Source organism: Aerococcus urinae (assembly GCF_001543175.1).
Lineage (GTDB): Bacteria > Bacillota > Bacilli > Lactobacillales > Aerococcaceae > Aerococcus > Aerococcus urinae.
Genome location: NZ_CP014161.1, coordinates 921718 through 948469 on the forward strand (window position 1 = coordinate 921718; position 26752 = coordinate 948469).

24 protein-coding genes are annotated in these 26752 nt (G+C 39.5%); 23 read left to right on the top strand and 1 reads right to left on the bottom strand.

The annotated features are described in order from the left end of the window. The first annotated feature begins 15 nt into the window (after positions 1-15). The 17 genes from AWM73_RS04270 (at position 16) to AWM73_RS04350 (ending at position 17027) form a co-directional block, all read left to right on the top strand. Complete coding sequence (locus AWM73_RS04270) at positions 16-237, top strand: type 2 periplasmic-binding domain-containing protein (RefSeq protein ID WP_060778226.1); 222 nt, start codon at positions 16-18, stop codon at positions 235-237. After that, positions 237-578, top strand: coding sequence for a type II toxin-antitoxin system PemK/MazF family toxin (locus tag AWM73_RS04275; protein ID WP_060778227.1), 342 nt, complete (start codon positions 237-239; stop codon positions 576-578). The genes AWM73_RS04270 and AWM73_RS04275 overlap by 1 nt, the downstream gene beginning before the upstream one ends. Before the next feature lie 101 nt (positions 579-679). After that, the gene (locus tag AWM73_RS04280) at positions 680-1750 is read left to right on the top strand and encodes a baeRF3 domain-containing protein (RefSeq protein WP_060778228.1); all 1071 of its coding nucleotides are present in this window, start codon (positions 680-682) and stop codon (positions 1748-1750) included. Between the two features lie 248 nt (positions 1751-1998). After that, positions 1999-3681 carry a formate--tetrahydrofolate ligase gene (locus AWM73_RS04285; RefSeq protein WP_060778229.1) on the top strand — a complete coding sequence of 561 codons (1683 nt, stop codon included), beginning with the start codon at positions 1999-2001 and terminating at the stop codon, positions 3679-3681. A 72-nt stretch (positions 3682-3753) separates the two neighbouring features. After that, positions 3754-5670, top strand: a complete 1917-nt coding sequence (locus tag AWM73_RS04290) for an ABC-F family ATP-binding cassette domain-containing protein (RefSeq protein WP_060778230.1) — start codon at positions 3754-3756, stop codon at positions 5668-5670. Positions 5671-5743: 73 nt separating this feature from the next. Continuing rightward, positions 5744-6685, top strand: a complete 942-nt coding sequence (locus tag AWM73_RS04295; RefSeq protein ID WP_111818054.1) for a thymidylate synthase — start codon at positions 5744-5746, stop codon at positions 6683-6685. Positions 6686-6726: 41 nt separating this feature from the next. Then, on the top strand, positions 6727-7227 hold the full coding sequence (locus tag AWM73_RS04300; RefSeq protein WP_060778232.1) for a dihydrofolate reductase: 501 nt from the start codon (positions 6727-6729) through the stop codon (positions 7225-7227). Between the two features lie 18 nt (positions 7228-7245). Further along, a complete protein-coding gene (locus tag AWM73_RS04305) occupies positions 7246-7872 on the top strand; it encodes a DUF2140 family protein (protein WP_060778233.1) in 627 nt (208 codons plus the stop codon). Between the two features lies 1 nt (position 7873). Further along, the gene (locus AWM73_RS04310) at positions 7874-8095 is read left to right on the top strand and encodes a YozE family protein (RefSeq protein ID WP_060778234.1); all 222 of its coding nucleotides are present in this window, start codon (positions 7874-7876) and stop codon (positions 8093-8095) included. A gap of 18 nt (positions 8096-8113) precedes the next feature. Further along, positions 8114-9736 (top strand): S41 family peptidase, encoded by a 1623-nt coding sequence (locus AWM73_RS04315; protein ID WP_230080674.1) that lies wholly within the window; start codon positions 8114-8116, stop codon positions 9734-9736. A gap of 17 nt (positions 9737-9753) precedes the next feature. After that, positions 9754-10281, top strand: a complete 528-nt coding sequence (gene lepB, locus AWM73_RS04320; protein WP_013669657.1) for a signal peptidase I — start codon at positions 9754-9756, stop codon at positions 10279-10281. 72 nt (positions 10282-10353) lie between these two features. After that, the gene (ylqF, locus tag AWM73_RS04325) at positions 10354-11235 is read left to right on the top strand and encodes a ribosome biogenesis GTPase YlqF (protein ID WP_060778235.1); all 882 of its coding nucleotides are present in this window, start codon (positions 10354-10356) and stop codon (positions 11233-11235) included. Then, entirely contained in the window at positions 11228-12004 is a 777-nt protein-coding gene (locus tag AWM73_RS04330) for a ribonuclease HII (RefSeq protein ID WP_060778236.1), read from the top strand. Before ylqF ends, AWM73_RS04330 begins: the two co-directional genes overlap by 8 nt. A 49-nt stretch (positions 12005-12053) precedes the next feature. Then, the gene (dprA, locus tag AWM73_RS04335) at positions 12054-12938 is read left to right on the top strand and encodes a DNA-processing protein DprA (RefSeq protein WP_060778237.1); all 885 of its coding nucleotides are present in this window, start codon (positions 12054-12056) and stop codon (positions 12936-12938) included. A gap of 87 nt (positions 12939-13025) precedes the next feature. After that, positions 13026-15116, top strand: a complete 2091-nt coding sequence (gene topA, locus AWM73_RS04340) for a type I DNA topoisomerase (RefSeq protein WP_060778238.1) — start codon at positions 13026-13028, stop codon at positions 15114-15116. A 163-nt stretch (positions 15117-15279) separates the two neighbouring features. Then, positions 15280-16209: a tyrosine-type recombinase/integrase gene (locus AWM73_RS04345; RefSeq protein WP_060778239.1), complete on the top strand. Its 930-nt coding sequence runs from the start codon at positions 15280-15282 to the stop codon at positions 16207-16209. After that, entirely contained in the window at positions 16206-17027 is an 822-nt protein-coding gene (locus tag AWM73_RS04350; RefSeq protein ID WP_060778240.1) for a GTP-sensing pleiotropic transcriptional regulator CodY, read from the top strand. Before AWM73_RS04345 ends, AWM73_RS04350 begins: the two co-directional genes overlap by 4 nt. A 32-nt stretch (positions 17028-17059) precedes the next feature. Here the strand turns inward: AWM73_RS04350 and plsY are convergent, their stop codons facing one another. Continuing rightward, positions 17060-17671 carry a glycerol-3-phosphate 1-O-acyltransferase PlsY gene (plsY, locus tag AWM73_RS04355; protein ID WP_060778241.1) on the bottom strand — a complete coding sequence of 204 codons (612 nt, stop codon included), beginning with the start codon at positions 17669-17671 and terminating at the stop codon, positions 17060-17062. A gap of 142 nt (positions 17672-17813) precedes the next feature. Between plsY and parE the strand changes: the two genes are divergently transcribed. From parE to AWM73_RS04385, 6 genes are all read left to right on the top strand, one after another. Beyond that, on the top strand, positions 17814-19889 hold the full coding sequence (gene parE, locus AWM73_RS04360) for a DNA topoisomerase IV subunit B (protein WP_060778242.1): 2076 nt from the start codon (positions 17814-17816) through the stop codon (positions 19887-19889). Continuing rightward, positions 19879-22335, top strand: coding sequence for a DNA topoisomerase IV subunit A (gene parC, locus AWM73_RS04365; protein ID WP_060778243.1), 2457 nt, complete (start codon positions 19879-19881; stop codon positions 22333-22335). The genes parE and parC overlap by 11 nt, the downstream gene beginning before the upstream one ends. A gap of 133 nt (positions 22336-22468) precedes the next feature. After that, entirely contained in the window at positions 22469-23404 is a 936-nt protein-coding gene (locus AWM73_RS04370) for a manganese-dependent inorganic pyrophosphatase (protein ID WP_060778244.1), read from the top strand. A gap of 646 nt (positions 23405-24050) precedes the next feature. Further along, positions 24051-25007 carry an ABC transporter substrate-binding protein gene (locus tag AWM73_RS04375; protein ID WP_060778245.1) on the top strand — a complete coding sequence of 319 codons (957 nt, stop codon included), beginning with the start codon at positions 24051-24053 and terminating at the stop codon, positions 25005-25007. A gap of 4 nt (positions 25008-25011) precedes the next feature. Continuing rightward, complete coding sequence (locus AWM73_RS04380) at positions 25012-25902, top strand: ABC transporter permease (RefSeq protein ID WP_060778246.1); 891 nt, start codon at positions 25012-25014, stop codon at positions 25900-25902. Between the two features lie 12 nt (positions 25903-25914). Then, positions 25915-26724 (top strand): ABC transporter ATP-binding protein, encoded by an 810-nt coding sequence (locus tag AWM73_RS04385; RefSeq protein WP_060778247.1) that lies wholly within the window; start codon positions 25915-25917, stop codon positions 26722-26724. The last annotated feature ends 28 nt before the right edge of the window (positions 26725-26752 follow it).

Consider the following 26752-nt stretch of genomic DNA (forward strand, 5'->3'; position numbering starts at 1 on the left):
TGAGGAGGCTAAATTTTGGATTTAAAAATTATTCACACTGAAGAGGGGCCTGCTTTACTGCTGCCAAATGAAGAAATATTTAAAGAATATAGTCAATGGACTTTAAAGGAAAATGACGACCAAGAAGATAGCTTTATTTTACTCCCTCGGGTAGATAACCCTTATCGTCATGCTTGTGATGGGGAATTTTACCTGGGAGAGGCCTGGGATGATTACGATCATAAGGAGGTGGACTGATGGCCTACCAACCACGGCAAAAAGACATTGTCTGGATTAATTTTAACCCTTCCAAGGGTCACGAAATTCAAAAACGCCGGCCAGCTTTAATCGTTTCCTCCGATGACTACAACTATGCCACCCATTTTGTCATTGTCTGCCCGATAACCAATACAAAAAGGAAACTTAAAACTCATTTAAGACTTAAGGGTTACCAAACTACAGGTCAAGTGATGACCCAGCAAATGTATTCTTTAGATGTGACTGAAGCGGGTGGAAGAGAAATTCAATACATCGAAAGATTGTCTAAGAAAGATTTCCATCTTATTAAACAACTGATTCAATATAATTTTGAGTTTTAACCATTTGATTATTTTAAAGTAAACCTTTCCGTTAGTAAAAAGCCAATATTTATTTTATAGTAGATATAGAAGTAGAAGCGCTTAAGGGAAAGGAGACTACTATGACTGTCGACAAACGTTTATATCGTGTAGTTAAAGCCAATGCTGAAAAGGGGAGCCCGAAAATTTCATTGTATATGCCAACCCATCGAGCTGCTCCGGAAAATCAGCAAGATCCTATCCGTTATGAAAATTTACTCAATGAAGTCAAGACTCAATTAGAGACTAATTATCCCGATGGAGATTGGCAAAGGACTTTTGATCACTTAGCCAAGTTAATTGATGAAAAAGTTGATTTTTGGCAAAAAAATAAAGAGGGCTTGGTGATATTAGCTAGTGATCAGTTGATTGAGATCTTTAGATTACGGCAAGAGCAAGAGGAAATCGCCTATGTAGGAGATTATTTCCATTTGGTTCCTTTATTAGCTTACTATGAGGAAGCTTTTGATGTGATTTTGGCCGATATTGCTAAAGACCAAGTCCAATTATACTTAGCTGACCAGTATTCTTATGAACCGACTGAAATTGACGAAATCAAAAGTTCATTTTACGATATTTATGATGATAATGATTCCGAAAACAAGCAAACGACATCTAGGGGTCAAGGGTCTATTCATTCTAATCAAAGCAAATCAGCCCAAGTCGAAAGAGATCGTGATAAATATTTCAGCTACCTAGATCAAGAATTTGACAAACTGGCTAAGGAAGTGGAAAGAAAAATATTATTAGCTGGAACCAAGGAGAATATTGCTGCCTTTAAAAAGGAATCTTCATCGAAGGTTTACTTGGATACAGCGATTGAGCAGCCCATTAGCGGCGAAAACCACCAAAGAATTAAAGAGCTTTTAGCTGAGACTCTTTCACCACTAGCCAAAGACAATGTTAAAGCCATAGAAGATAATATTGAAGAGGCTAGGGGAGCTTCTCTTCTTATGGAAGAAGTTGAGGATATTCAGCTTGCCGCTAAAGAAGGGCGGATTGCTGAGCTAGTAATATTCTATGGGGAGTCGTCGACTTATGCGAGTTTGATTGATGAATTAATCCATCAAACCATTATCAATGGTGGGGAGATTTCAGTTGTTCCTGCTAGCTCTGTTACAGAGACCTCTACTTATGCCTTGTTACGTTATTAGGAGAATGAGCTTATCAATACGGACTAACTTTAACCGAATATGAAATTTTGGTGTTGATTGAGGATTAAAACTCCTCGTCGACACCATTTTTCTTGGTTAATACGCTAGCTAGAATAGGGTCTCTATTCCCTGATAGAAATAGTCAAAGCTTAAATTTTTAATTATAAAATAGAAAATTATTTTCTTAAGGCTCAAGTTAAATTCCTATAGTATAATTTAACTATTAAGCAGTGAAATGAGGTTATAACATGTTAACGGATATCGAAATTGCACAAGCTAATAAGTCTTTACCTATTAAAGAGATTGCTCAAACAGTCAACCTAAGCGAAGAAGATCTGATTCCTTATGGCCATGACAAGGCTAAAATTAACCATCAAGCCCTTGAAAAATTAAAAGATAATAAAAAGGGAAAGTTAATTCTCGTGACATCGATTAATCCTACCCCTGCAGGCGAGGGAAAATCGACCTTGACCATTGGCTTAGGCGATGCCCTAAGACGCTTAGATAGAAAAGCCATGATTGCTCTAAGAGAACCCTCCTTGGGACCGACAATGGGATTAAAAGGCGGCGCTGCTGGTGGAGGCTATGCCCAAGTTGTGCCTATGGAAGATATTAACTTACATTTTACCGGTGATCTACACGCAATTACCCAAGCAAATAATCTTCTATCAGCAATTATTGATAACCACATTCAACAAGGTAACCAATTAGGCATCGATAGCCGACGCATTACTTGGAAGCGGGTCATGGATATGAATGACCGGGTGCTACGCCATATTGTGGTCGGTCTGGGGAGTCCTGGTAATGGCTATGTACGCGAAGATGGTTTTGATATTACCGTTGCCTCAGAGATTATGGCAATCCTTTGCCTTTCTAGAAATCTTGATGAATTACGTCAACGCTTCGATAAAATTGTGATTGGCTATACTCGAGACCAAGAAGCGATTACAGTAAAAGATTTAGGCTGTTCTGGTGCCATGGCCTTATTAATGAAGGATGCTATTTTACCTAATTTAGTGCAAACTCTAGAACATACGCCAGCATTGATCCATGGAGGACCTTTTGCTAATATTGCCCACGGCTGTAATTCAGTGATTGCAACCGATACAGCTCTTCGTTTAGCAGATTATGTGATAACTGAAGCTGGCTTTGGAGCTGACTTAGGTGCTGAAAAATTCATGGATATTAAGGTTCCTATCTTAGAAAAATCTCCCGACGCCGTAGTTATCGTGGCTACTGCAAGGGCTCTAAAACATCACGGCAATCCTGATTTGGAAAAAAATGCCGCTTTAGAGGATAGACTCGAGGCAGTTAGAAAAGGCTTCGCTAACCTAGGTCGACATATTCAAATTATGAAATCCTACCAAGTCCCTGTTTTAGTAGCTATTAATCACTTTAAGGACGATACTGATGAAGAGATTGAACTGATAAAAGAGCTCTGTCAAAAAGAGGAGACGCCTTCTTACTTGGCAGATGTCTGGGAAAAAGGAGGCCAAGGGGCGCTTGACCTTGGCCAAGCCGTGATCGACTCCATTGATGGAGAGCAAAATTCTCACTTCCACCCCCTTTATCAAGCTGATCAAAAGAGTATTGAAGAAAAAATTCAAGTAATTAATCAAAAAATTTACGGCGGGGAGGGTGTTGAATATTCAGCAGAGGCTAAGAAACAATTAGCGGCTATTAAGAAAAACGGCTGGGATCATTTACCGATATGTATGGCAAAAACTCAATATTCCCTGAGTGATGATCCTAAATTGCTAGGCGCTCCAGAGAAATTCACCCTGCATATTCGCGAGTTAGTTCCCAAGCTAGGGGCAGGCTTCATTGTTGCTTTGACGGGTAATGTTTTAACCATGCCAGGTTTACCTAAGCAACCAGCTGCTCTCAAGATGTCCATTGATAATCAAGGAAAGATTAGTGGACTTTTCTAGTAATTCGCTGACTATGCCCAAGTCAATGAGTTGTGCTAGAATGAAACAGAAGTTAAAAGAGGAGCGATTATTTTGCAAGATTACTTAGCTAAAAATTGGAGTAAAACCTATGGCATCAAGCAGTTACTTGATGATGTATCTTTTTTAATTCGTGAAGGCGACCATATTGCCTTGATCGGCCCCAATGGATCAGGGAAGTCTACCTTATTAAAAATTTTAGCCGGTAAGGATCATCTGGATAGCGGAACGATCGAACATAGTAACGATTATTCCATCGGTTTAGTTAGTCAAAACCCGGATTTGGATGATCAGCAAAGCCTCTTTGAAGCGGTTTATTCTGGAGATAGTCCCTTAGTCAAAACAGTTAAAGCCTATGAACAAGCCACACAGGCTCTGTCTCAAGATCCTAATGATGAAAAGAAACAAAAGGAATTTTCACATTGGGAGAGCGAAATGAATCGTTTAGATGCGTGGCAGTTAGATACTAATATTCAAACCATCCTTAATAAGTTGGAACTCAATGACCTCTACCAAAAGGTCGGACATCTCAGTGGAGGACAAAAACGTCGGTTGGGATTAGCCAAAGTCCTGATCGATGAACCTGATCTTTTATTATTGGATGAACCGACTAACCACATGGATTTTGAAATGGTCAAGTGGCTAGAAAATTATATAAATAACTATAAAAAATCAGTGGTTATTGTTACTCATGACCGTTACTTCTTAGATACGGTAGCCCAACGGGTATTTGCCTTAGATAGAGGGAAACTGACTGAATACCAGGGAAATTATCAAGATTACTTGAACAAACGTGCTGTTGAGTTAGATGTTGAAGCCGCTAATCAAGCGAAGCAAAAAAAATTGTATAAGCAGGAGTTGGCCTGGATGCGCCAAGGGGCTAAGGCCAGATCTACCAAACAGCAGGCCCGTATTAATCGGTTTAATGATCTTAAAGAGGACTTAAATCAGCACCGGTCTCTTCAAGGGTCCGTTCAACTAGACTTTGATCAAGAACGACTAGGAAAAAAAGTCATTTCTTTGAAGAATGTGAGCGTGGGTTATGATGGTCGCCAGCCTTTACTTAAAGATATTGACCTCTTAATCCAAAATCGCGACCGCATCGGTATTATTGGAGAAAATGGTGTCGGTAAGACCAGCTTACTAAATACCATTGCGGGAATCATCCCTCCTTTAAGCGGTCAGATTGACATTGGCCCTACTGTTAAGATAGCTTATTTTCAACAAGTGCCCACTGATTTACCAGAAGATAAGCGGCTAATTAACTATATTAGTGAAGTCGCTGAAGAAATTGTCTATGATGATGGACGTAAACTGTCAGCATCGCAAATGTTAGAAACTTTTTTATTTAATCGGGAAAGCCATGGACAGTTAATTGCTAAATTATCCGGTGGGGAAAAGAAACGTTTGTATCTATTGCGCTTATTAATGGAACGGCCTAATGTTTTATTCCTAGACGAACCCACTAACGACTTAGATATTGATACCTTAACAGTCTTAGAGGATTACTTGGCTCAATTTCCAGGAGCCATGTTGACGGTTAGCCATGACCGCTACTTTTTAGATAAAACGGTTGATAAATTATTAATTGTTCATAAGGACAAATCTTGCCAACTTTTTTTTGGAAATTTTACTGACTACGAGAGGGAGTATAAGGAAAAAAACAAATCTAGCCATTCTCCAAAACAAAGTCAAGGACAAAAAAGTGAAGATTCACATAAAAGTAATGCCTCTGAGACTAGTCAAAGTAGTAAGAAAAGAATGACCTATAAAGAAAAGCAAGATTGGCAAGTTATTGAGAGTCAAATTGACCAGTTAGAGCGTGATATCCAAAGAATAGATAACGATATGCTGGCAAATGGATCTGACTACGGAAAGTTATCTGAATTGCAAAAAGAAAAAGAAAGCAAAGAAAATGATTTGCTAGAAAAAATGGAATATTGGGACTATCTGAGTGAACTGAAACCTTAGGTTAAGATACGAAGTTTTAGGGGAGACTCTGTGGTACTATAAAGCCTTAGTATGACTATTGGAGGGAAAAGTAGTGAAGCAATATTTAGACTTGTTACAGACCATTTTAGAAAGGGGACATGACAAGTCCGACCGTACAGGTGTTGGCACGCGCTCAATTTTTGGTTATCAAATGCGTTTTGATCTAAGAGAAGGTTTTCCTATTTTGACGACTAAAAAGGTGGCCTTTGGACTGATAAAGAGTGAACTTCTCTGGTTTTTAAGAGGAGACACTAATATTCGTTATCTATTAGAAAATAATAACCACATTTGGGATGAGTGGGCCTTTGAAAACTGGATCAATAGTGAGGACTATCAGGGGCCTGATATGACTAATTTTGGTTTGCGGGCAGAAAAGGACCCAGAATTTAAAGCAAAATATTTGAACGTTAAAGAAGACTTTTGTCAAAGGATTCTTAATGACGAGAATTTTGCTAAAAAATATGGTGAATTAGGTAATGTCTATGGCAAACAGTGGCGGGATTGGGAGACTCGTGATGGGGGCTCTATCGATCAAATTGCGAATATTCTAGAGCAACTTAAAAATACCCCTGATTCCCGTCGAATCATCTTATCCGCCTGGAATCCAGAAGATATCCCTAATATGGCCTTGCCTCCCTGTCATACCTTAAGTCAATTTTACGTTAATGATGGCAAGCTTTCCTGCCAACTCTACCAAAGAAGTGGCGATGTCTTTTTAGGGGTTCCTTTTAATATTACTTCCTATGCTTTATTAACCCATTTAATTGCTCGTGAAGTTGGCTTGGAAGTCGGAGACTTTGTTCATACTTTTGGTGATGTTCATATCTATAATAATCATTTCGACCAAGTAAAAGAACAATTAAGTCGTCAACCTGGTCAATTACCCCAGCTTGAAATTAAAAGTGACAAATCCATGTTTGACCTTGAAAAGGATGATATTGTATTGAATAATTATCATCCTCAGGCACCGATAAAGGCTCCAGTGGCCGTATAGATTTAGTCTGAATGAAAATGAATGGATAAAAGGAGGCTAACATGTTAATAGCTATATGGGCCCATGCCGCTAATGGTATCATAGGAAAAAATAACCAACTTCCTTGGCATATTAGTGAAGATATGAAATTTTTTAAGCAAGAAACCCTGCATAAGACTGTAGTTATGGGCCGAAAAACCTTTGAATCAATGGGAAACCGCCCACTAAAGGAGCGGAAAAATTACATTTTGACCCGTAAGAAAAGCTTACCGGGGGTTAAGGCTGATAATAAGGATCAGGTTCAAATCGTTAACCAGATGGATGAGATTATCGAGCTAGCTAAAGCAGAAGATGTTATGGTTATCGGAGGAGCAGAAATTTACCGCTTGTTCTGGCCTTATTTGGACGAGCTTCGCATTACTAATATCGCTGAAAATGTTGAAGGGGATACTAGCTTTAATCCTGATCTGAGCCAATTTAGACGCTATGCGGTTGTTGACCAAGATCTTAATAGCGAATCGAAATATCATTATCAGTTTGAATTTTGGGAAAGAAAGAAATGAGACTAGGGAGGTTCTACGGTGGAGAATAAAAAGAAGCAAAGAAATCCATGGAAAATTGCATTTTTAAGCTTGCTTGCCTTTTTGGCGCTCTTATTTGCTTCTGCTTATTTTTATATTCATCAAAATAGTCAAGCAAATACCTACCAGGACCAGGTGAATCAGCCCAAATCTTCTGACCAGGCAATGGTTCCAGTAAAGCTGACGCTGACTGTTGACCACTTGGTCCGTCTTCTCAACCAAGAAGACCTGCCTTTTCTTTTGGAAAATAATCAGGATGTGATCGTTATTAAAGGGAAAATTCAGCTTTTAAACCAATCGATTCCTTACACCTTAACTACTCGTCCTGAGGTTCACTCCAGTGGCAATCTTAGTTTGAAAGTGGTTAATTTCTCAATACTATCCTTAGATCTTCCTTTAAATATCTTTTTACCCATTCTTTCTCAGATTATTCCTAGTGACCTGCCTTTAGCGATCGATTCTGAATCAGAATCGATCATTATTTCAATAAAAGAATTACTAGCTCAAGAGGGGATTCAATTTGAAGTTGAGGCGATAGATTTGACTAATGATCAAATTGCTTTACAATTAGCAGTTCCTGAACAGAAAATTAGCCAAATGATAGACCAGTTGGGAGAGGATAATTAAAGTGAAACCATTTTATCAGTATATCCAAAAACATCGAAATAGCAGTGGGACTAACCATGATCCTAAGAGCCAATTGGCTGAATTAATCTATCTTGATGGAGATTTCCCTAAAACTGCTACTGATTTTGCTAGTATTAGTAATTACATTGAGTTAAATAGTCGCTACTCTCAATGGGTTTCTCTATTTGATGAATTGTGGCAAGCTTATCTCAACAATGACTAATGACTAGGAAGTGAAAATATGACGGATGAAAATAGAAAACCAGCAGATAACCAAGACAATAATAATAATGAAATAAATAAAGCAGAAGATGGTCAATCAGGCCCTACTTCAAAAAGTCAAGAAAACCATGAAATAAAAGAGAAAATTGTGCTAGAACATGAAGAAATTCCTGATAAGTTAAACGTTAAAGGTCAATTTAGCACTAAACCATCTTGGAAGCGATTCTTATCAACCTTATTAGCTATCGCTATAACAGCTTTAGTGACTTTCTTTGTCACTAATTATCTGACCACAGGACGATTACCTTGGCAAATTCACGCTCAAAATACCATGTCTACCCAGGAAATTAATAAACTACAAAAAACATTTTCATTAATTACAGAAGGCTATATTGGTGACGTTGACCGAGAAAAATTAATTGATGGTGCCTTAAAAGGAATGACGGAAGCCGTTGATGACCCCTATACGACTTACTTGCATGGCGATGAATCTTCTCAATTAGACCAAGCCATTGAGGCTAATTTTGAAGGTATTGGCGCGCAAATTACAGTAAGGGATAATCAAATTGTGGTTATTAGCCCCATTAAGGGCAGTCCAGCTGAAAAGGCAGGCATACAAACCGACGATATCATTAAAAGTGTTAATGGTGAGTCCTTGGAAGGAAAAAATGCCCAAGAAGCTGCTAATATGATCCGAGGAGAAGCGGGAAGTCAGGTCCAATTAGTGATTGAACGCGCTGGCAAACAGCGAGAGATGACCTTAACCCGAGAAAAAATTCCCCTGCAAACGGTCTATAGTCATCAAATTGAAGGCCATCCCGAAATTGGTCTCATTCAAATTTCTTCTTTCTCTGAACCTACCGCTAAAGATGTCCAGGAAACGGTTAAGAGCATGCGCGAGGAAGGTGTTAAATCCTTTATCTTCGATGTTCGTGGCAATCCTGGGGGCTTACTCAGTTCAGCAATTCAAATTTCAAATTACTTCTTATCCGACGGAGATACTATTGTTCAAATTGAAGATAGCCAGGGCAATCGGAAGAAGATTCAAGCCGATAAAAGCAAGATGGGGGACTTTAAAATTGATGAACCCAGTGTCCTCTTGATTGATAAGGGGAGTGCAAGTGCTTCTGAGATTCTAGCAGGTGCCTTACAGCAATCTGCCCATATTCCAGTCATTGGCAGTCAAAGTTTTGGTAAGGGTACCGTCCAAACAGTGGTCAAATTGGATGATAAGGACCAATTAAAAATAACTTATGCTCATTGGTTAACTCCTGATGGGTCTTGGATCCATAAGCAAGGCATTAGCCCAAATATCGAAGCCAAACTCCCTGATTATTCAGAACTTTCCTTAGTTGATGGCAGTCAAAATTACCAATTAGGGGAAGAATCTGATAAAATAAAAAATATCCAAGCGCAACTTGCCTTATTAGGCTATCTGGAATCTGATCAAGTACAAGGAAAATTTGATGAACAGACTCAGATAGCCCTGAAGGCTTTCCAAGCAGATCATGAGCTTGAAAAAACTGGTCAAGTGAATGATGAAACTGCGCAAGCCTTAACTCGTGTGTTAAGAGACTATATTTTAGCCCACGATACCCAAAAAGATAAAGCTGTTGACTATTTACTTGAGCATGCACAATAGAAGAAGGTTTTAGATTAATGAAGAAATTTCTTAGTGGTATTGGAGAAATCATTATTATTGTAGCGGTTGCCCTCCTACTCTATCTAGGGATTCGCCATTTCATCGGTTTTCAATTTACTGTTAGAGGGGCCTCTATGAATCCCACAACCGAGGATGGCCAGCATCTCATCGTTAGCCGCCTGGGGGATGTGGACCGTTTTGATATCGTTGTATTAGATGCTCCGGATAATAGCGGGGATAAATATATCAAAAGAGTTATAGGTATGCCAGGAGACAAGGTGGAGTATCGTGATAATCAATTATATATTAATGACCAAGCGTACGATGAGCCTTATCTCAATGAATTAAAAGCCGAAAATCCTGGGAAATTAGTGACTGAGAATTTTACTATTGAAAAAGTTCCCGAAGATTCCTATTTTGTAATGGGAGATAATCGACCAGTTTCAAAGGACAGCCGTGCTTTTGGGCCAGTAGCTGGTGATCTCATTTACGGAGAAGTTAATTGGAGGATTTGGCCTTTTGATGAAGCCGGTCGAATTGAGTAATAGAATAATTGAATGGATGAGAAGGCAGTTTCAAAGATGTAGCTGCCTTTTCTTATGAGGAAGGTGAAGAAAATGAGCACAATACAATGGTTCCCTGGCCACATGGCCAAGGCTAAAAGACAAGTTCAAGAACAATTAAAGAGTGTGGATTGGGTAGTAGAAATTCGTGATGCCCGTATCCCTATAGCCAGTAAAAATCCTTTAATTGATCAGATTATTCAACATAAAAAGCGCTTAATTGTCTTAAATAAAGCCGATTTAGCTGATCCTATTCAAAATAAACTGTGGCTAAATCACTTAAGAAACAAAGATACCGATGCCATTGCTATCGATAGTAAAAATAATAAAGAAATCAAGAAGCTCCGCCATTACCTCTTGGAAGTGACTGGTGGCGAGCGGAAAAAATGGCTAGACAAGGGCATGAAACAAAAAACGATACGTTTAATGGTACTAGGGATTCCTAACGTGGGTAAGTCGACCCTGATTAATCAACTGACTCATAAGAAATCAGCAAAAGTAGGGAATCGCCCTGGTGTTACCAAAGGACAGCAATGGGTACAAATTGATAAAGACTTTTCTTTATTGGATACCCCTGGCATCCTCTGGCCTAAATTTGAAGACCCACTGGTGGGGATGAACCTCGCTCTGACAGGAGCTATTAAAGATACTCATTACTATAGTGATGACATTGCTCTTTATGCCATGCAATTTATGATGGATTATTATATGGAAGACTTTTGTCAGTTTTTTAATTTATCAGAAGAGGAAGCCCAACCGCCTTATCCTGAATTAATGATGTCATTGACAAATAAAATGGGAATGAAAGATGACTATGAGCGCTTTAGCGACTGGCTAATTCGTGAACTTCGTAGTGGAAAAATTGCGCCAATGACCCTTGATCGTTATGAAGATTATCGACTGGAACAAGCTGAGGAAGGATCAGCTGATGACTAAAGATAAGCTAACCGTACAAGCGATCAAAGACTACTTGAAACAGGACCTATCAGCCATTGATACCGACTTAGTGGCTAGCTGGCGATTAGACCAGCGACAGGGCGTTATCAAGGCTTTACGCCAGTATGATCGCCGTTTGACTAAGGAGTCAGAGCGTCAAGAACATATACGTTATATGAACCAAATTGAAACTGACTTACATGCTCAGGGCTTTCAATATATTGCCGGTGTAGATGAGGTCGGACGTGGTCCCTTAGCTGGGCCAGTGGTCACTGCGGCAGTCATTTTAAAACCCAAGCGCCCCCTATTTGATTTGCGCGATTCTAAACAACTTAGTCAAGCCCAACGGCAAAACTTAATTCCTTTGATTAAAGAGAATAGTGTCGCTATAGCTATTGATGTCCAAGATAATGAGGCCATTGATCGCTACAATATTTTAAATGCCACCAAACGCTCAATGATGAATAGTATAAAGAAATTAAGTCCGCAAGCAGAATATGTTTTAATTGATGCTGTCGACCTTCCCCTAGATATCCCTCATAGTAGTCTCATTAAGGGGGATGACCGGGTAAGCGCAATCGCTGCTGCTAGCATTATCGCTAAAGAATATCGTGACCAAATCATGCGTGACTATGCTAAGCAATATCCAGCTTATGGCTTCGACCGCAATGTCGGTTATGGGACCAAGGAACATCTTAAAGCAATAGAGACTTATGGGCCTTGCCCCATCCATCGGAAAAGCTTTGCACCAATTAAGAATTATTTTTAATGAAATTGTCATCCTTTTACGGCTGAATAGGCTATGAAAGGGTGGTTATATGTATGATGAAAGGAATTATCAAGGTGCTAGGCAAGTACTCATTCATTTAACGGAGTCTGCCATAGTGGGTTATGAGGATCGAGTCCAGGTGTTTAAAGGCTTATTAGAGAATCCTGATTATCAAGGGGTGCTGAGAACGTATTTAAAAGAGAGAAAATATTATCCTGAACTCCTTCGCTTTTTGAGCCAGAGACCTTGGTCTTTTTATCAAAACTATTATGAGAAAGAGAAAATTTTCCCCATCACTTACTTCGATCCTCAATACCCAGACCTTTTAAAAGAAAGTTATAAACCGCCTTTGGTTTTATTTTGTCAGGGCAATATTGCCTGGTTAAAGGCCGATAGTTTATCTATTGTTGGTGCGAGAGATTGTAGTAACTATGCCCAAAAAGTTATTGATAAACTGGTGCCAAATCTTGTTAACTCTTTAGTTATTGTGAGTGGTTTGGCTCGTGGAGTTGACAGCCTTGCCCACCGCGCCAGTATTCAAAATTCAGGCAGAACCATCGCTGTGATAGGGACCGGTCTAGCTAAGTTTTACCCTAAAGAACACCGCGCTTTACAAGATTTTATTGCTAAAAATCACCTGCTAGTCTCGCCACTGCCTAGTTTTACCGGGGTGAAAAAGTGGCATTTTCCTTACCGAAATGAAGTGATTGCGGGACTTTCCAGGGCCACCTGGGTTATTGAAGCTAAGGAAAAATCGGGCAGTTTAATTACTGCTAATTATGCCTTACAGGCCAATCGCGAGGTTTTGGCTACTCCAGGTGATATATTTAGTATCCGTTCCCAAGGCACTAATGCTTTAATTCAGGCAGGGGCCAAACTGATTAGTGAAGCGGATGATATCTTAGAGACTTATCGTTATCCTTCTTTTATTTAACAGCTAAAAATCTTATATTTGACAAGGTTAAAAAATTCGCCTATGATATGAAGCGTTTAAATCTCCCAAGAAGAGAGGAGCATATTATTGGCTACAAAAAGAAAGAAAACACCTAAAAAAGATTTAGTGATTGTCGAATCACCAACGAAAGCAAAAACGATTGAGAAATACTTAGGACGTAAATATAAAGTGGTGGCAAGTAAGGGCCACTTACGTGATCTTCCTAAAAGTAAAATGGGAATAGATATCGAAAATAATTATGATCCCCATTATATTACAATTCGTGGTAAGGGAGATACGATCAAAGATCTTAAAAAAGAAGCTAAAAAGGCAAATAATATCTACTTAGCTTCTGACCCGGACCGGGAAGGAGAAGCGATTGCTTGGCACTTAGCCCATATTTTAAAATTAGATCCCGAAGAAGACATCCGGGTCACTTATAATGAAATTACCAAGGATACGGTTAAAGAAGCGATTAACAATCCACGTGCCATCGATAAGGACTTGGTGGACGCTCAGCAGGCAAGACGGATCTTAGACCGCTTGGTGGGCTATAATTTGTCCCCAATTTTATGGGCTAAGGTCAAGAAAGGCCTATCCGCTGGACGGGTACAATCCGTTGCCTTAAAAATGGTCGTTGACCGCGAAGAAGAAATCCGTAACTTTGTGCCTGAAGAATATTGGAGCATTGAAGGGGTCTTTCAAAAAGGAAAAGAAACTTTCAAGGCCAATGCTTCCAAATTTAAGGGTGAAAAAATTGATCTAAAAAATGAAGATGATGTTAAAGCCTTAATGGCTAACCTCAGCAGTGATCAATTTGAAGTTCAAAATTTGACCAAAAAGCAAAGAAAACGAAATCCGCAAAAGCCATTTACGACTTCTTCCCTCCAACAAGAAGCTTCCAAACGCTTACGCTTTAGAACGCGAAAGACGATGATGGTTGCCCAACAGCTCTATGAAGGGATTAAATTAGGCAATGAAGGGACAGTCGGTTTAATTACCTACATGCGTACAGACTCTACCCGGATCTCTGAAGGTGCTAAACAAGAAGCTGGCCAATTTATCCAAGACAAATACGGTAAGGAATATATTGGTAAGGGGACTAGTGGGGCCAGCGGGCAAGGTGCTCAGGATGCCCATGAGGCTATTCGTCCAACTTCTGCCTTTCGCCATCCCGATAACGTAGAAGCTTATCTCAGTAAAGACCAGTTCAAGTTATATAGTCTGATCTGGTCCCGCTTCATGGCTAGTGAAATGGCACCGGCTGTTTATGATACGGTGGCTTGTGACCTGGTTCAAAATGATGTGAGTTTTAGGGCAAATGGATCAAAAATTAAATTTACTGGTTACCTTAGAGTTTATCCGGATAATAATGAAAAGGATAATCTCTTGCCAGAACTAGAAAATGGTGAAAAGGTAAAGAGTAAAGAATTAACTCCAAACCAACATTTTACCCAACCACCAGCTCGCTATACTGAAGCTAGCTTAATTAAGACTCTAGAAGAATTAGGGGTTGGACGTCCTTCTACTTACTCACCAACTTTAGAAACCTTGATTAAACGCTACTATGTTAAATTAGAAGCTAGACGCTTTGAACCCACTGAATTAGGTGAGATTGTTAATAGTTTAATTTCTGAATTTTTCCCTGATATTGTTGATCCACAATTTACCGCTAACTTGGAAGATGAATTAGACCATGTGGAAGACGGTAATAAGAATTGGATAGACGTCGTCGATGCTTTCTATCAACCTTTTAGTAAGGATATTGAAAAAGCTGACCAAGAAATGGAAAAAATCGAAATTAAAGACGAACCAGCAGGCTTTGATTGTGACGTCTGTGGCCATCCAATGGTAATTAAATTAGGACGTTATGGGAAGTTTTATGCATGTAGTAATTTTCCTGATTGCCGTAATACTAAAGCCATTGTTAAAGAAATCGGCGTGAATTGCCCAACCTGTAAGGAAGGACAAGTTGTCGAACGTAAATCGAAGAAAAAACGGATCTTTTATGGTTGTTCCCGTTATCCTGATTGTGATTTTGTCTCCTGGGATAAACCGGTGGGCCGATCCTGTCCTAAATGTGACCATTACTTGGTTGAAAAGAAAAAACGCGGCTCTAAACAAGTGATTTGTAGCAATTGTGACTATAAAGAAGATGTCCAAAAAGGCGATGATTAGAGCGTTTGCTGACAGAATAGAAACCTGATAATCGAAGAGGATTACAGGTTTTTATTTTTACTCAGTAAAAGGTAAATTAACTTTATAAATGTTTTGAAAATTCCGACAATTACTTGAAAAGAGCGCCTTAATATGGTAGATTATATGAGCTAAGAGGGATTTTATGACTTTTGAAAGTTATCGAAAAAGGTTAAAAGAATATATAAAAGATGAGAAACATTATAGTGATCAGACCTTAAAGGCGTATTTAAGCGATTTTGATGACTTTATCTATTTTATTAGTGATGAACTATTAATAAGCGATTTCAAGCAGTTAAGTTACCGAGATATTCGCCTCTATTTAAGTCACCTGCAAAGAAAGGGCCTGAGTCGTAAAAGTTTAGCTCGGTATTTAAGTAGCTTGAGAACCGCCTTTAATCGTTTTCTTGACCAAGGCCTGGTTGATGACAATCCGTTTACCTATGTTCAAGCGGCTAAAACGGGACTAAAATTACCCGATTTTTTTTATGAAGCTGAGTTAGATCCCTTGTTTGAGGCGGCTAAGGGGCCGCGAGCCCTGGATAAGCGAAATATAGCGCTGTTAGAATTCTTATATGCGACTGGTGCTCGGGTGAGTGAATGTACTAACTTGACCATAAGGCAAGTGGATCTTAAAAATTCTATTGTCTTACTGCATGGCAAGGGGAGCAAAGATCGCTATGTTCCTTTTGGATCCTATTGTAAAAAAGCATTGGAGGAATACTTGGATTCTGGCCGACCTGATCTCTTAAAGGGCCATGATCATGAGTACATTTTCGTTAATAGTCGGGGAGAAGCCTTGACTCCATCAGGCGTGACTTATATTTTGAATGATTTAGTCAAAAAAAGCGCCATTAACCTGGATATTCATCCCCATAAATTACGCCATTCTTTTGCTACCCATCTCCTTAACCATGGAGCCGATATAAGGACAGTACAAGAATTATTAGGGCACTCAAGTTTATCTAGTACGCAAATTTATACCCATATGTCAAAAGAATCTTTAAGAAATAATTATTTAAAATACTTTCCAAGAGCTAAGCATAGTGATGTACATAAGGAGGACAAAGAATGATAGCTGAATCGGTAGAGAGCGTTTTAGAAAAAATTAGAGACATTAATAAGGTTATCCGCGAAGGGAATATTTATGATGATGAGATGGCAGATTTTCCCTTTCAAAAGTTAGTCCGTTACTTAGCGGAAAATTTAGAGGCCAACGCTTATTTAGTATCTGTTGAAGGAGAACTATTGGGGTATTTTGCTATTTATGAGGAAATCAATAGTGAGCGGACCGAAGCGATGATGCAAGCCCACCAACTCGACCCCAATTATTTAGATATTATCTCACCGATCCAAGAAACCAAGTCAAACATTCCAACTTCAGATGACCGGACGATCTTGGCCTTGGAATTTCGTGATAAATTTAACAAAGGTATGACCACCATTATTCCTATCTATGGTAATACCACCAAATTAGGCTATTTAATCCTAGCTCGTCCCTATGAAGACTTTAATTGCTATGACCTAATTCTTGGTGAATATGTGGGGACGGTTCTAGCCATGGAGATGGTGTTTATTAAACGCCGTCGTCAAGAGGAAAAAGAACAGAAAAAACAAGTGGTGGATTCAGCTATTCGCTCACTTTCTTATTCGGAATTAAATGCCTTATATGTTATTTTTAAAGACCTAGAAGAGCCACGTACCCGCATAACAGCCTCTAAAATTGCTAAGGAAGAGAATATTACCCGTTCTGTGATTGTAAATGCCTTACGAAAAATGGAATCTGCTGGGGTATTTACTTCCCGCTCTTTAGGGATGAAAGGGACCCATATTGATACTCAGAGTAAAGAAAACCTGGAGTATTTGAAAAAACGTTTAGCAGAAGAAGTTTAAAGCAAAAAAATCGCGCCAGATGACGCGATTTTTTATTGTTTATTTTTTTTGTAGCCCAGGCCAAATGGCACTTTAGCTTCTTTACCGGCTAGGATGCGTTTAATATTATCTTTGTGGCGGTAAATGATTAGAAGGGTAATGAATAAGATCAAAATCCTAATCAAAACAGCATAATGAAAAGAAATGATAGAAGCTGCGATCATGGCTATAATGCTCGCTAGACTAACCATTCTAAAAAGATAGAGAACAATGAAAAAGACCGCAATCCCTCCTAAGGAAGCCAGGGGCGCCAGAGCTAAACCTACGCCAAAACTGGTCGCTACGGCTTTTCCACCTTTGAAGTGGAGAAAAAGTGAAAAGGTATGGCCTAAGATAGCCGCTAAACCAAAAAGCATGCTATCAATATCAGTAAAGTGAGAACTGTAATTAGCGATAAGAACCGGTAGCATTCCCTTTACCATATCGCACAGGAATACTAATAAGCCACCCTTGGGACCAAAGGCACGGAAGGCGTTGGTCGTACCAATATTTCCTGAGCCCACCCCGCGAATGTCTTTGTGGTAAAGATACTTACCGATAACCACACCGAATGGAATTGAGCCCATTAGATATGAAATAAATAGGAAGATAAGATTAATTATCATTAGCTGATTCCTTTCTATTCAGTTATTGGTATTATAGCATAAGTCAAAGGGAGCGTTTGAGCGAGAAAAAAATTTTGCAATTTAATGAAATTAAAGTATTATGGTAAATATGCATATAAATAGGTTAGAGGAGATGCACTGCATGGCAATAAATTCTAAGGCAACTTATGATGAGTCATCCATTCAAATATTAGAAGGCTTAGAAGCGGTTCGTAAGCGACCAGGAATGTATATCGGGTCAACCGATAATCGCGGCTTACATCACTTGGTCTATGAGATCGTAGACAATTCTATTGATGAAGCTTTAGCAGGCTACTGTGATGAAATTTCTGTGACCATTCATGAAGATAATAGCGTGACGGTAACTGATAATGGACGGGGAATGCCCATCGGTAAACATAGTAGTGGCAAACCAACTGTTGAAGTGATCCTGACCGTCCTTCACGCGGGAGGAAAATTTAGCGAAAGTGCTTATAAGACCTCTGGAGGGCTCCACGGAGTAGGATCTAGTGTTGTTAATGCCTTATCTGATTCCTTAGAGGTCACCGTTTACCGGGATAATAAAAAGTATTACCAAAGCTTTAGTCAGGGCGGTAAGCCCCATAAGCCTAAGTTAACCAGCCATAAAAGTAAGCAGACTGGAACAAGTATTCACTTTCACCCCGACCCTAAGATCTTTGGTGCTACGGAATTTAACAGTGACACCATTAAAGAACAATTAAGAGAAAAGGCCTTTTTAACTAAAGGTTTAGCGATTCATTTTACTGATGAAAAAAATGCTAGCCAGGAAAGCTTTCACTATGAAGATGGTCTGGTCGAATTTATTCATTATTTAAATGAAAATAAAGAAGTTCTCCAAGAGGTCACTTATATTGAAGACAAGGATAAAAGTTCTAATATCGAAATGGAATTAGCCTTTCAATATAATGATGGCTATTCTGAGACCATCTTGTCCTTTGTTAACAATGTGCGTACGCCAGATGGTGGGACCCATGAAACGGCTTTAAAAACCGGGATGACCAAGGCCTTTAATGAGTATGCTAGAAAGGTTAATCTGATTAAACCCAAGGAGAAAAACCTAGAAGGATCAGATGTTCGTGAGGGCTTTACAGCGGTCATCTCTGTTAGGATTCCTGAAGAAATCTTACAGTTTGAAGGACAAACCAAGGGGAAATTAGGGACGCCACAAGCGCGTTTAGCCGTAGAAAATATGGTGAACACCCATTTATCGATCTATTTATTAGAGAACGGCGAAATAGCGCAGATGTTAGTTCGTAAGGCCTTAAAAGCGCGCCAGGCCCGAGAAGCAGCCCGTAAGGCTAGGGAGGAAAGTCGCCATGGCAAAAAGGGTAAGAGTAAAGAAACCTTACTTTCCGGTAAACTCACTCCCGCACAAAGTAAAAATACCAAGAAAAATGAGCTCTTCTTGGTCGAAGGAGATTCAGCGGGCGGATCAGCTAAACTAGGGCGGGACCGTAAATTCCAAGCTATCCTTCCGTTAAGAGGAAAGGTTTTAAATACGGAAAAGGCAAGCCTAACCGATATCCTTAAAAATGAAGAACTAAACACCATTATCCATACCGTAGGTGCAGGTGTGGGACCAGAGTTTGATATCCATGACTCTAACTATGATAAAGTGATCATCATGACCGATGCGGATACTGACGGTGCCCATATTCAAGTCTTACTCTTGACTTTCTTTTATCGTTACATGCGCCCCTTAATCGAAGCGGGCAAGGTTTATATTGCCATGCCGCCTTTGTATAAACTCTCCCGAGGTAAGGGCAAGAATGAAAAAATTGCTTACGCTTGGACCGATGAAGAACTGGCCCAAGAAACTAAAAAGTTTGGTAAGGGCTATACCCTGCAACGTTATAAAGGTTTGGGGGAAATGAATGCTGACCAATTATGGGATACCACTATGAATCCTGAAACTCGCACCTTAATTCGTGTCACCCTCGATGACTTATCGCAAGCTGAAAAACGGGTATCTGTGTTGATGGGAAATAAGGTTGAACCACGGCGGGATTGGATTGAAGATAATGTCCAATTTACCATGGATGAAGAAGATAAGTTATTGGAGCACGCCAACCATGAAGAGAACGATGCGATCGAAGCTAGTGAGTTAATCGCTCAATCGGACCAAGTCACAAGTATGAGTGATCAGGAAGGGCAAATTGATTTATTTGATGAAGGAGCTGAAGTGAATGGCGATTGATATTCAAGAACTAAGCCTTGATGAAGTGATGGGCGATCGTTTTGGTCGTTATTCCAAATATATTATTCAGGATCGCGCTTTGCCGGATATCAGGGATGGACTCAAACCGGTTCAACGGCGTATTTTATATGCCATGTACCATGATGGCAATACTTCAGACCATGCTTTTAGAAAGTCTGCCAAAACTGTTGGGAATGTGATTGGGAATTACCACCCTCACGGGGATAGCTCAGTTTATGAAGCTATGGTTAGAATGAGTCAAGCTTGGAAAAATCGCATGCCCCTGATTGATATGCATGGGAATAATGGATCCATGGACGGCGACCCTGCGGCAGCCATGCGTTATACTGAAGCACGCTTATCCAAGTTGGCTGATGAACTGCTTAAGGACTTAAACAAGGATACTGTCGATACTATCTTGAACTTTGATGATACTGAGGAAGAGCCGGTTGTTTTACCTGCTGGCTTTCCCAATTTATTAGTCAACGGTTCTCAGGGGATATCAGCAGGTTATGCCACTGAAATTCCCACCCACAACCTAGGTGAAGTGATTGATGCAGTAAATTACTATATTGATCATCCCAAGGCTAAGGTGGAGACATTGATGAAATATCTTCCTGGACCTGATTTTCCGACAGGTGGCATTATCCAAGGGAAAGATCAGCTGATTAAAGCCTATAAAACAGGGCGTGGTAAGGTAGTAGTTCGGGCACAAACGGAAGTGGAGTCGCTTAAAGCAGGGCGTAAACAAATCGTGATTACTGAGCTGCCTTTTGAGGTCAATAAGGCTGATTTGGTTCGTAAGATGGACGAATTACGTCTCAACCGAAGTATCGATGGGGTCCTGGAAGTCCGTGATGAATCTGACCGATCTGGCTTACGTATTATTGTCGAATTGAAGAAAGATGCTGATGCTGGACAGATTTTACAGTATTACTTTAAGCATACTAATTTACAAATTAACTATAATTTCAATATGGTGGCCATTAACAAGCAACGTCCGGAACAGGTTGGTTTAATTGCTATTATTCAAGCCTATATCGACCACCGCAAAGACGTGGTGAGTCGCAGAACCCAATATGACTTAAACAAGGCCCAAAGCCGCCGCCATATTGTTGATGGTTTGATTAAGGCGATTTCCATTCTTGACCAAGTGATTGCAATTATTCGCAACAGTTCTGATAAAAAGGATGCCAAAAATAATCTGATCAGTGAATATCAATTTTCTCAGGCCCAAGCAGAAGCCATCGTCACCTTACAGCTCTATCGCTTAACTAATACTGATATTACAGCTTTACAAGAAGAAAAGTTATCCTTAAATGAAGCCATTAATCAATACCAAGCCATTTTAAGCGATGAGTCTATTCTGATGAAGTTAATTCAATCAGAATTGAAGGCTATCAAAAAAGCTTATGCTACTGACCGCTTGACTAAGATTGAAGCTGAGGTAGAAGAAATAAAAATTAAGAAGGAATTTTTAATTCCTGATGAAGAGGTCGTTACTGTAGTGACCCGGGGCGGTTATATTAAGCGCTCTAGCCTAAGAAGCTACCAATCCTCTAATTTCTCTGACTTAGGCTTAAGGGATGGCGACCATGTCTTATACTTAGCCGCGCATTCAACTTTAGATAATTTAGTCCTTATTACTAATAAAGGAAATTATGTTTTCCAACCGGTTTATGAAATGCAAGAGCTCCGCTGGAAAGACCTTGGCGAACACCTTTCCCAACGCATCCCTATTGCTTCCGATGAGAAGATTATCCAAGTCTATCCCTACGCTAAGGATAGTCAAGATACGATTGTCCTTGCTACTCGAGAAGGGATGATTAAACAAAGTAAGCTCAGTGAATTGAAGAAAATCCGGGGCCATAAGAATAAAGCTTCTCAAATTATGCCTTTATCCAGTCCGCTGGATGAGGTGGTTAATTGCTATTTAGTCAATAACCAAAGCGATAAGCAAAATGGCGAAGTGATCTTATTTACTGCCTTAGGTTTTAGCCTGCGTTACCAAATCAGTGAGATTAATACGGTCGGTTTACGTGCCAAGGGTGTTATTTCAATTAACCTCAAAGACCAAGACCAAGTGATTAATTTTGTCTACCAAGACCAGGTGGATGAAGACCAACAAATCCTTCTTGCTACGCAGCGAGGCTATATGAAACGGATTCGCTGGCGGGATATTCAAACCATGACCCGGGCTAAGCGGGGACTGATGGTCTTACGTGAAGTTAAATCAAAACCCCATCGTCTAATTCAGGCTCTAGAAGTTAAATCCACCCAAGAAGTCTATGAATTATATACCAGTAACGGGGAATTAAGTCAGATTAAAGCAGTCGATGTCCCTCTTCATGAACGTTATAGTAACGGCTCACAAATTATTGTCGAAGAGCGTTTAGGTGAATTGCTTGATGTCATTCCTCTCTACCATAAAGATCCAGAAAAATAAGCTATCAATTCCCTGGATTTACGATTTATTCTATTAACAATTGCAGCTGCTTTTGTTACACTAAATATAAATTTGAAATAATTCTTTTGAATATTTTATTTAAACTATTCAGATTTAAAAGATAGGAGTTATTATGAGTAAAATTTTAATTTTTGGTCATCAAAATCCTGACATGGATGCCATTACCAGTGCTATTTCCCTAAGTTATTTATTAAACACCCTAGGTTATGAAACCGAACCGGTTGCCTTAGGAGAAGCTAACGATGAAACAAAATATGCCTTAGACCATTTTAATCATGAAGGCTTGCGTGTGATTGAAAAAGCCGGCGATGAAACTGATACCGTGGCTTTAGTGGACCATAACGAATTCCAACAATCCGTTTCCGATATTAAAGACCTTAATGTCTTTGCCGTGGTTGACCACCACCGGGTAGGCAACTTCGAAACCTCTGCGCCACTTTACTACATTGCTAAACCCTTAGGATGTACCCAAAGTGTTATCTATGACCTTTACCAAGAAAAAGGCGTCGAAATTCCTCAACAAATTGCTGGATTAATGCTATCAGGAATTATCTCTGACACCTTACTCTATTCTTCCCCAACCTGTACCGAAAAGGATAAAGAAATCGCTAAAAAATTAGCAGAAATTGCTGGAGTAGACGATGAAAGCTACGGAACCGAAATGCTTAAGGCCGGTGCTAATGTCGATGATAAGTCAGCTGAAGAAATTGCTGATGGCGATGCTAAATCCTTTAGTATGGGAGGCAAAGAAGTCCGTATTGGCCAAGTGAATGTGGTCGATGCTAACGATGTCATCAAACGCAAAGATGAAGTCCTTAAAGCTATGAAAGAATTACTCATTAACAACAATTATGACGCTTTCTTATTAGTGATTACCAACATTTTAACTAATGATTCAGAAGGACTTTTAGTTGGCGATGATTCCTTAACTAAAAACTTTGAAAAAGCCTTTGATGTTGATGTCACCGACCATCAATTAGCCTTGAAGGGCATTGTTTCACGTAAAAAACAAATTGTTCCTCCATTAACATACTCATTTGAGGGCTAATTGCCTAATTACAATGAAGTAAGTTAACTTAATAGTAGGGGATTGAAGCTGGACTAAGAGTCCGGCTTTTTTAATAATTCTAGCTATTTTATAAAAGAAAGTTTTATTAGAGAAATTGTGATCTTAAAATTTTTAAGATTTTACGACACTTCAGCTCAAGATTTAGAGGTTTCTTGACATAGTAATGACCTTATTTATTGATTTAAACTAGTATTTGTCTCAATAAATTTCAAATTGTTTGAATATTAAAACAAGAAAAGCGTTGACATTTATCATTTTCCTGCTTATGTAAAAAGGACGTAAGAGAAATGTTAAACATCCAATTCAATTCGCATAGGGTTTTATCTTTAGATATCACCACTAATACATATTACTATAGCTATTTTAGATAATGTTTGTAGCTGTGACACTATCATAGGTACAAACAAACGCAAGTTTTTGTATCTATGATGGCTACAGTTTTTATGTGTTCAAGCCATCTGGAATGATAAATTCTAATGGCTTGAGGCGAATTCTTTTGGAATACACTCGTAAAAGGTTCAATTAGTTTTTATCGAAACTAATTGAACCTTTTTTTTTTTTTTTTTAAGACTATATCGTAAGAAATAAAGGAATCAGTGTTTTTATACACGAGAAAGAGGAGATTATGATGAAAAAGCAAGTGGTAAAAATAATGAGTTTAGGAGCTTTAGTCCTTGGGTTAATGGGCTGTGGTCAAGGGGAAGAGAAAGATCAAAAAGAGATTGGTATCATTCAATACGCCGAGCACCAGGCACTTAATGATGCCCGTGAAGGTTTCCTAGAAGGATTGGCGGAAGGCGGCTTAAAAGATGGCGAAAAGATCAAAGTCGACTACCAAAATGCCCAAGCAGACCAATCCAATCTCAATAGTATTGCTCAGGGGATGAAAGGGCGAAAAGACCTTGTCTTTACGATTGCCACTCCTGCTGCCCAAGCAGCACTCAATGCTGATAAGGAAACTCCTACTTTATTTACTGCAGTCACTGACCCTGAATCCGCTAATTTAGTGAAATCAAACCAGCAACCAGATACTAATGCTAGTGGAACCAGTGACAGGGCGCCTGTTGAAAAAGCGGTTGACTTGCTCTTAAAGCTCAACCCAGAAATTAAGACAGTCGGTATGCCTTACAATTCAAGCGAAGTGAATTCAGAAATCCAATTTGCTGCTTTTAAAGAATACGCTGAAAACAAGGGACTTAAAGTCGAAGCTCAAACGGTAACCACAACCAATGAAGTACAATCCGCAATCACTGCTTTAGCTAAAAGGGTAGACGGCATTTGCTTACCCACTGATAATACAATTGCTCAAACCATTCCTACTATCGGTAAGGTAGTTAAAGAAGAAAAAGTTCCAACTATTGGCGCAGAAAGTACTCATATCGAGGGTTGTTTAGCTACTTACGGAGTTAATTTCAAGAACTTAGGGCGTCAAACCGCAGAGATGGCTATTAAAATTTTAGAAGAGGGTGCTGACATTAGTAAGATGCCAGTCGAAAGTGCTGATGAATTCGAATTACAAGTCAATGAAGAAATGGCAAGTGCCCTTGGTATCGATACCGAGCAGTTGAAGAAGGGAGAGTAAGATAATGGCTATCATTATTTCTAGTATTTCACAAGGTTTAATGTGGGCTATCTTAGCCTTTGGGGTTTATTTAAGCTTCCGAATTTTAGATATTGCAGATATGTCAGCTGAAGGAAGTTTTCCTCTCGGTGCAGCTGTTTGTGCCAAGCTAATTATTTCCGGTTTCCATCCCATATTAGCTACGCTAATCGCCTTTTTTGCAGGTATGCTAGCCGGGGCTGTCAATGGATTTATGATTAATAAGATGCATATTCCAGCCTTACTATCGGGAATTTTAACCATGACCGGGCTCTATTCGGTTAACATCCGCATCATGGGGCAAGCCAATACGCCGCTTTTGGGTGAAGCTAGTCTTATGGACATTCTCTATCGCTTGGGTTTGGATTCAACGATGGCTTCTTTAATCGTTAGTTCTATCTTTGTTGTTTTGGTCATTTTTATTTTAGTTGTATTTATGAATACTGAATACGGTTTAAGCTTACGGGCTACAGGGGATAACCCCTTAATGGCGGAAGCCAATGGGATTCGAACAGATCAAATGAAATTAGTTGGTCTAATGATCTCTAACGGTTTGATCGCTTTATCCGGTGCGATTATCTGTCAGAATAATGGCTATGCGGATATCGCCATGGGGACAGGAACCATTGTTATTGGTTTAGCAGCAGTTATTATTGGCGAGGTTATTTGCCGCAACTTAAGCTTCGGTAAGCGCCTAGTGACGATCGCCTTAGGAGCAGTCATTTATCGCTTAATTATTGACTTTATTATGCAACAGCAAATCATTCCGGTCTTGCCAAGCGATATAAAAATTCTATCTTCCCTAGCCCTAGCGATTATTCTCTTTGCTCCTTATGCCAAGAGTCAAATTGACCGCAAGAAAAATCAAAATAAATAGAAAGGTGTTTTTATGTCAGAACTATTAAAATTAAGCAAAGTAAATAAAACCTTTAATACTAATAGTGCCAATGAAAATCACGTCATCAAAGACCTTGATTTGACCATTCATGAAGGTGAATTTGTTTGTGTCATTGGTTCCAACGGTTCCGGAAAGTCAACTCTTTTGAACCTTATTGCTGGCACTCACCCAGTGACTTCCGGGCAGATCTTTTTAAAGGGGCAGGAAATTACACAGGATCCTGCCTATAAACGCGCGGGACAGGTCAGTCGGGTTTTTCAAGATCCTCAAATGGGGACCGCTCGTAATTTAACCATTGAAGAGAATCTGGCTATTGCTTATAAGCGAGGTAAAAAACGAGGATTTACTCACGCAGTAACTGAAGATATGCGGCAAATATTTCTAAAGGAATTAAGCCGACTGAATCTGGGTCTGGAAGACCGTTTGACCACGCCAGCGGCTAATTTGTCAGGTGGTCAGCGTCAGGTCTTAACCCTCATGATGGCTATTCTAGAAAAGCCAGAACTTTTACTCCTGGATGAGCATATTGCTGCCTTGGACCCCCGGACCAGTGCTATGGTGATGGACTTAACGGACCAGTTAATTTCAGAACATCAATTAACCAGTTTAATGATTACCCATGATATGAATGATGCCTTAAGTTATGGGAACCGTTTAATTATGCTGCATGAAGGACGGATTGTCGTTGATGTGAGTGGAGATGATAAAAGCAAATTGTCAGTCGAAGATCTTATGGAACTCTTTAAAAAGAGTGTTGGTAATCAATTAGTCAGTGATGAATTATTACTCAATACGAAGTAAAAGAAGCCCATAAAGAGCAGCCCAGTGA

Excerpts from the sequence above, each read along its gene's own strand:
- AWM73_RS04275 (WP_060778227.1), top strand. The coding sequence starts at position 237 with ATGGCCTACCAACCACGGCAAAAAGACATTGTCTGGATTAATTTTAAC.
- AWM73_RS04280 (WP_060778228.1), top strand. The coding sequence starts at position 680 with ATGACTGTCGACAAACGTTTATATCGTGTAGTTAAAGCCAATGCTGAA.
- AWM73_RS04285 (WP_060778229.1), top strand. The coding sequence starts at position 1,999 with ATGTTAACGGATATCGAAATTGCACAAGCTAATAAGTCTTTACCTATT.
- AWM73_RS04300 (WP_060778232.1), top strand. The coding sequence starts at position 6,727 with ATGTTAATAGCTATATGGGCCCATGCCGCTAATGGTATCATAGGAAAA.
- AWM73_RS04315 (WP_230080674.1), top strand. The coding sequence starts at position 8,114 with ATGACGGATGAAAATAGAAAACCAGCAGATAACCAAGACAATAATAAT.
- lepB (WP_013669657.1), top strand. The coding sequence starts at position 9,754 with ATGAAGAAATTTCTTAGTGGTATTGGAGAAATCATTATTATTGTAGCG.
- ylqF (WP_060778235.1), top strand. The coding sequence starts at position 10,354 with ATGAGCACAATACAATGGTTCCCTGGCCACATGGCCAAGGCTAAAAGA.
- AWM73_RS04330 (WP_060778236.1), top strand. The coding sequence starts at position 11,228 with ATGACTAAAGATAAGCTAACCGTACAAGCGATCAAAGACTACTTGAAA.
- dprA (WP_060778237.1), top strand. The coding sequence starts at position 12,054 with ATGTATGATGAAAGGAATTATCAAGGTGCTAGGCAAGTACTCATTCAT.
- AWM73_RS04345 (WP_060778239.1), top strand. The coding sequence starts at position 15,280 with ATGACTTTTGAAAGTTATCGAAAAAGGTTAAAAGAATATATAAAAGAT.
- AWM73_RS04350 (WP_060778240.1), top strand. The coding sequence starts at position 16,206 with ATGATAGCTGAATCGGTAGAGAGCGTTTTAGAAAAAATTAGAGACATT.
- plsY (WP_060778241.1), bottom strand. The coding sequence starts at position 17,671 with ATGATAATTAATCTTATCTTCCTATTTATTTCATATCTAATGGGCTCA.
- parE (WP_060778242.1), top strand. The coding sequence starts at position 17,814 with ATGGCAATAAATTCTAAGGCAACTTATGATGAGTCATCCATTCAAATA.
- parC (WP_060778243.1), top strand. The coding sequence starts at position 19,879 with ATGGCGATTGATATTCAAGAACTAAGCCTTGATGAAGTGATGGGCGAT.
- AWM73_RS04370 (WP_060778244.1), top strand. The coding sequence starts at position 22,469 with ATGAGTAAAATTTTAATTTTTGGTCATCAAAATCCTGACATGGATGCC.
- AWM73_RS04375 (WP_060778245.1), top strand. The coding sequence starts at position 24,051 with ATGATGAAAAAGCAAGTGGTAAAAATAATGAGTTTAGGAGCTTTAGTC.
- AWM73_RS04380 (WP_060778246.1), top strand. The coding sequence starts at position 25,012 with ATGGCTATCATTATTTCTAGTATTTCACAAGGTTTAATGTGGGCTATC.
- AWM73_RS04385 (WP_060778247.1), top strand. The coding sequence starts at position 25,915 with ATGTCAGAACTATTAAAATTAAGCAAAGTAAATAAAACCTTTAATACT.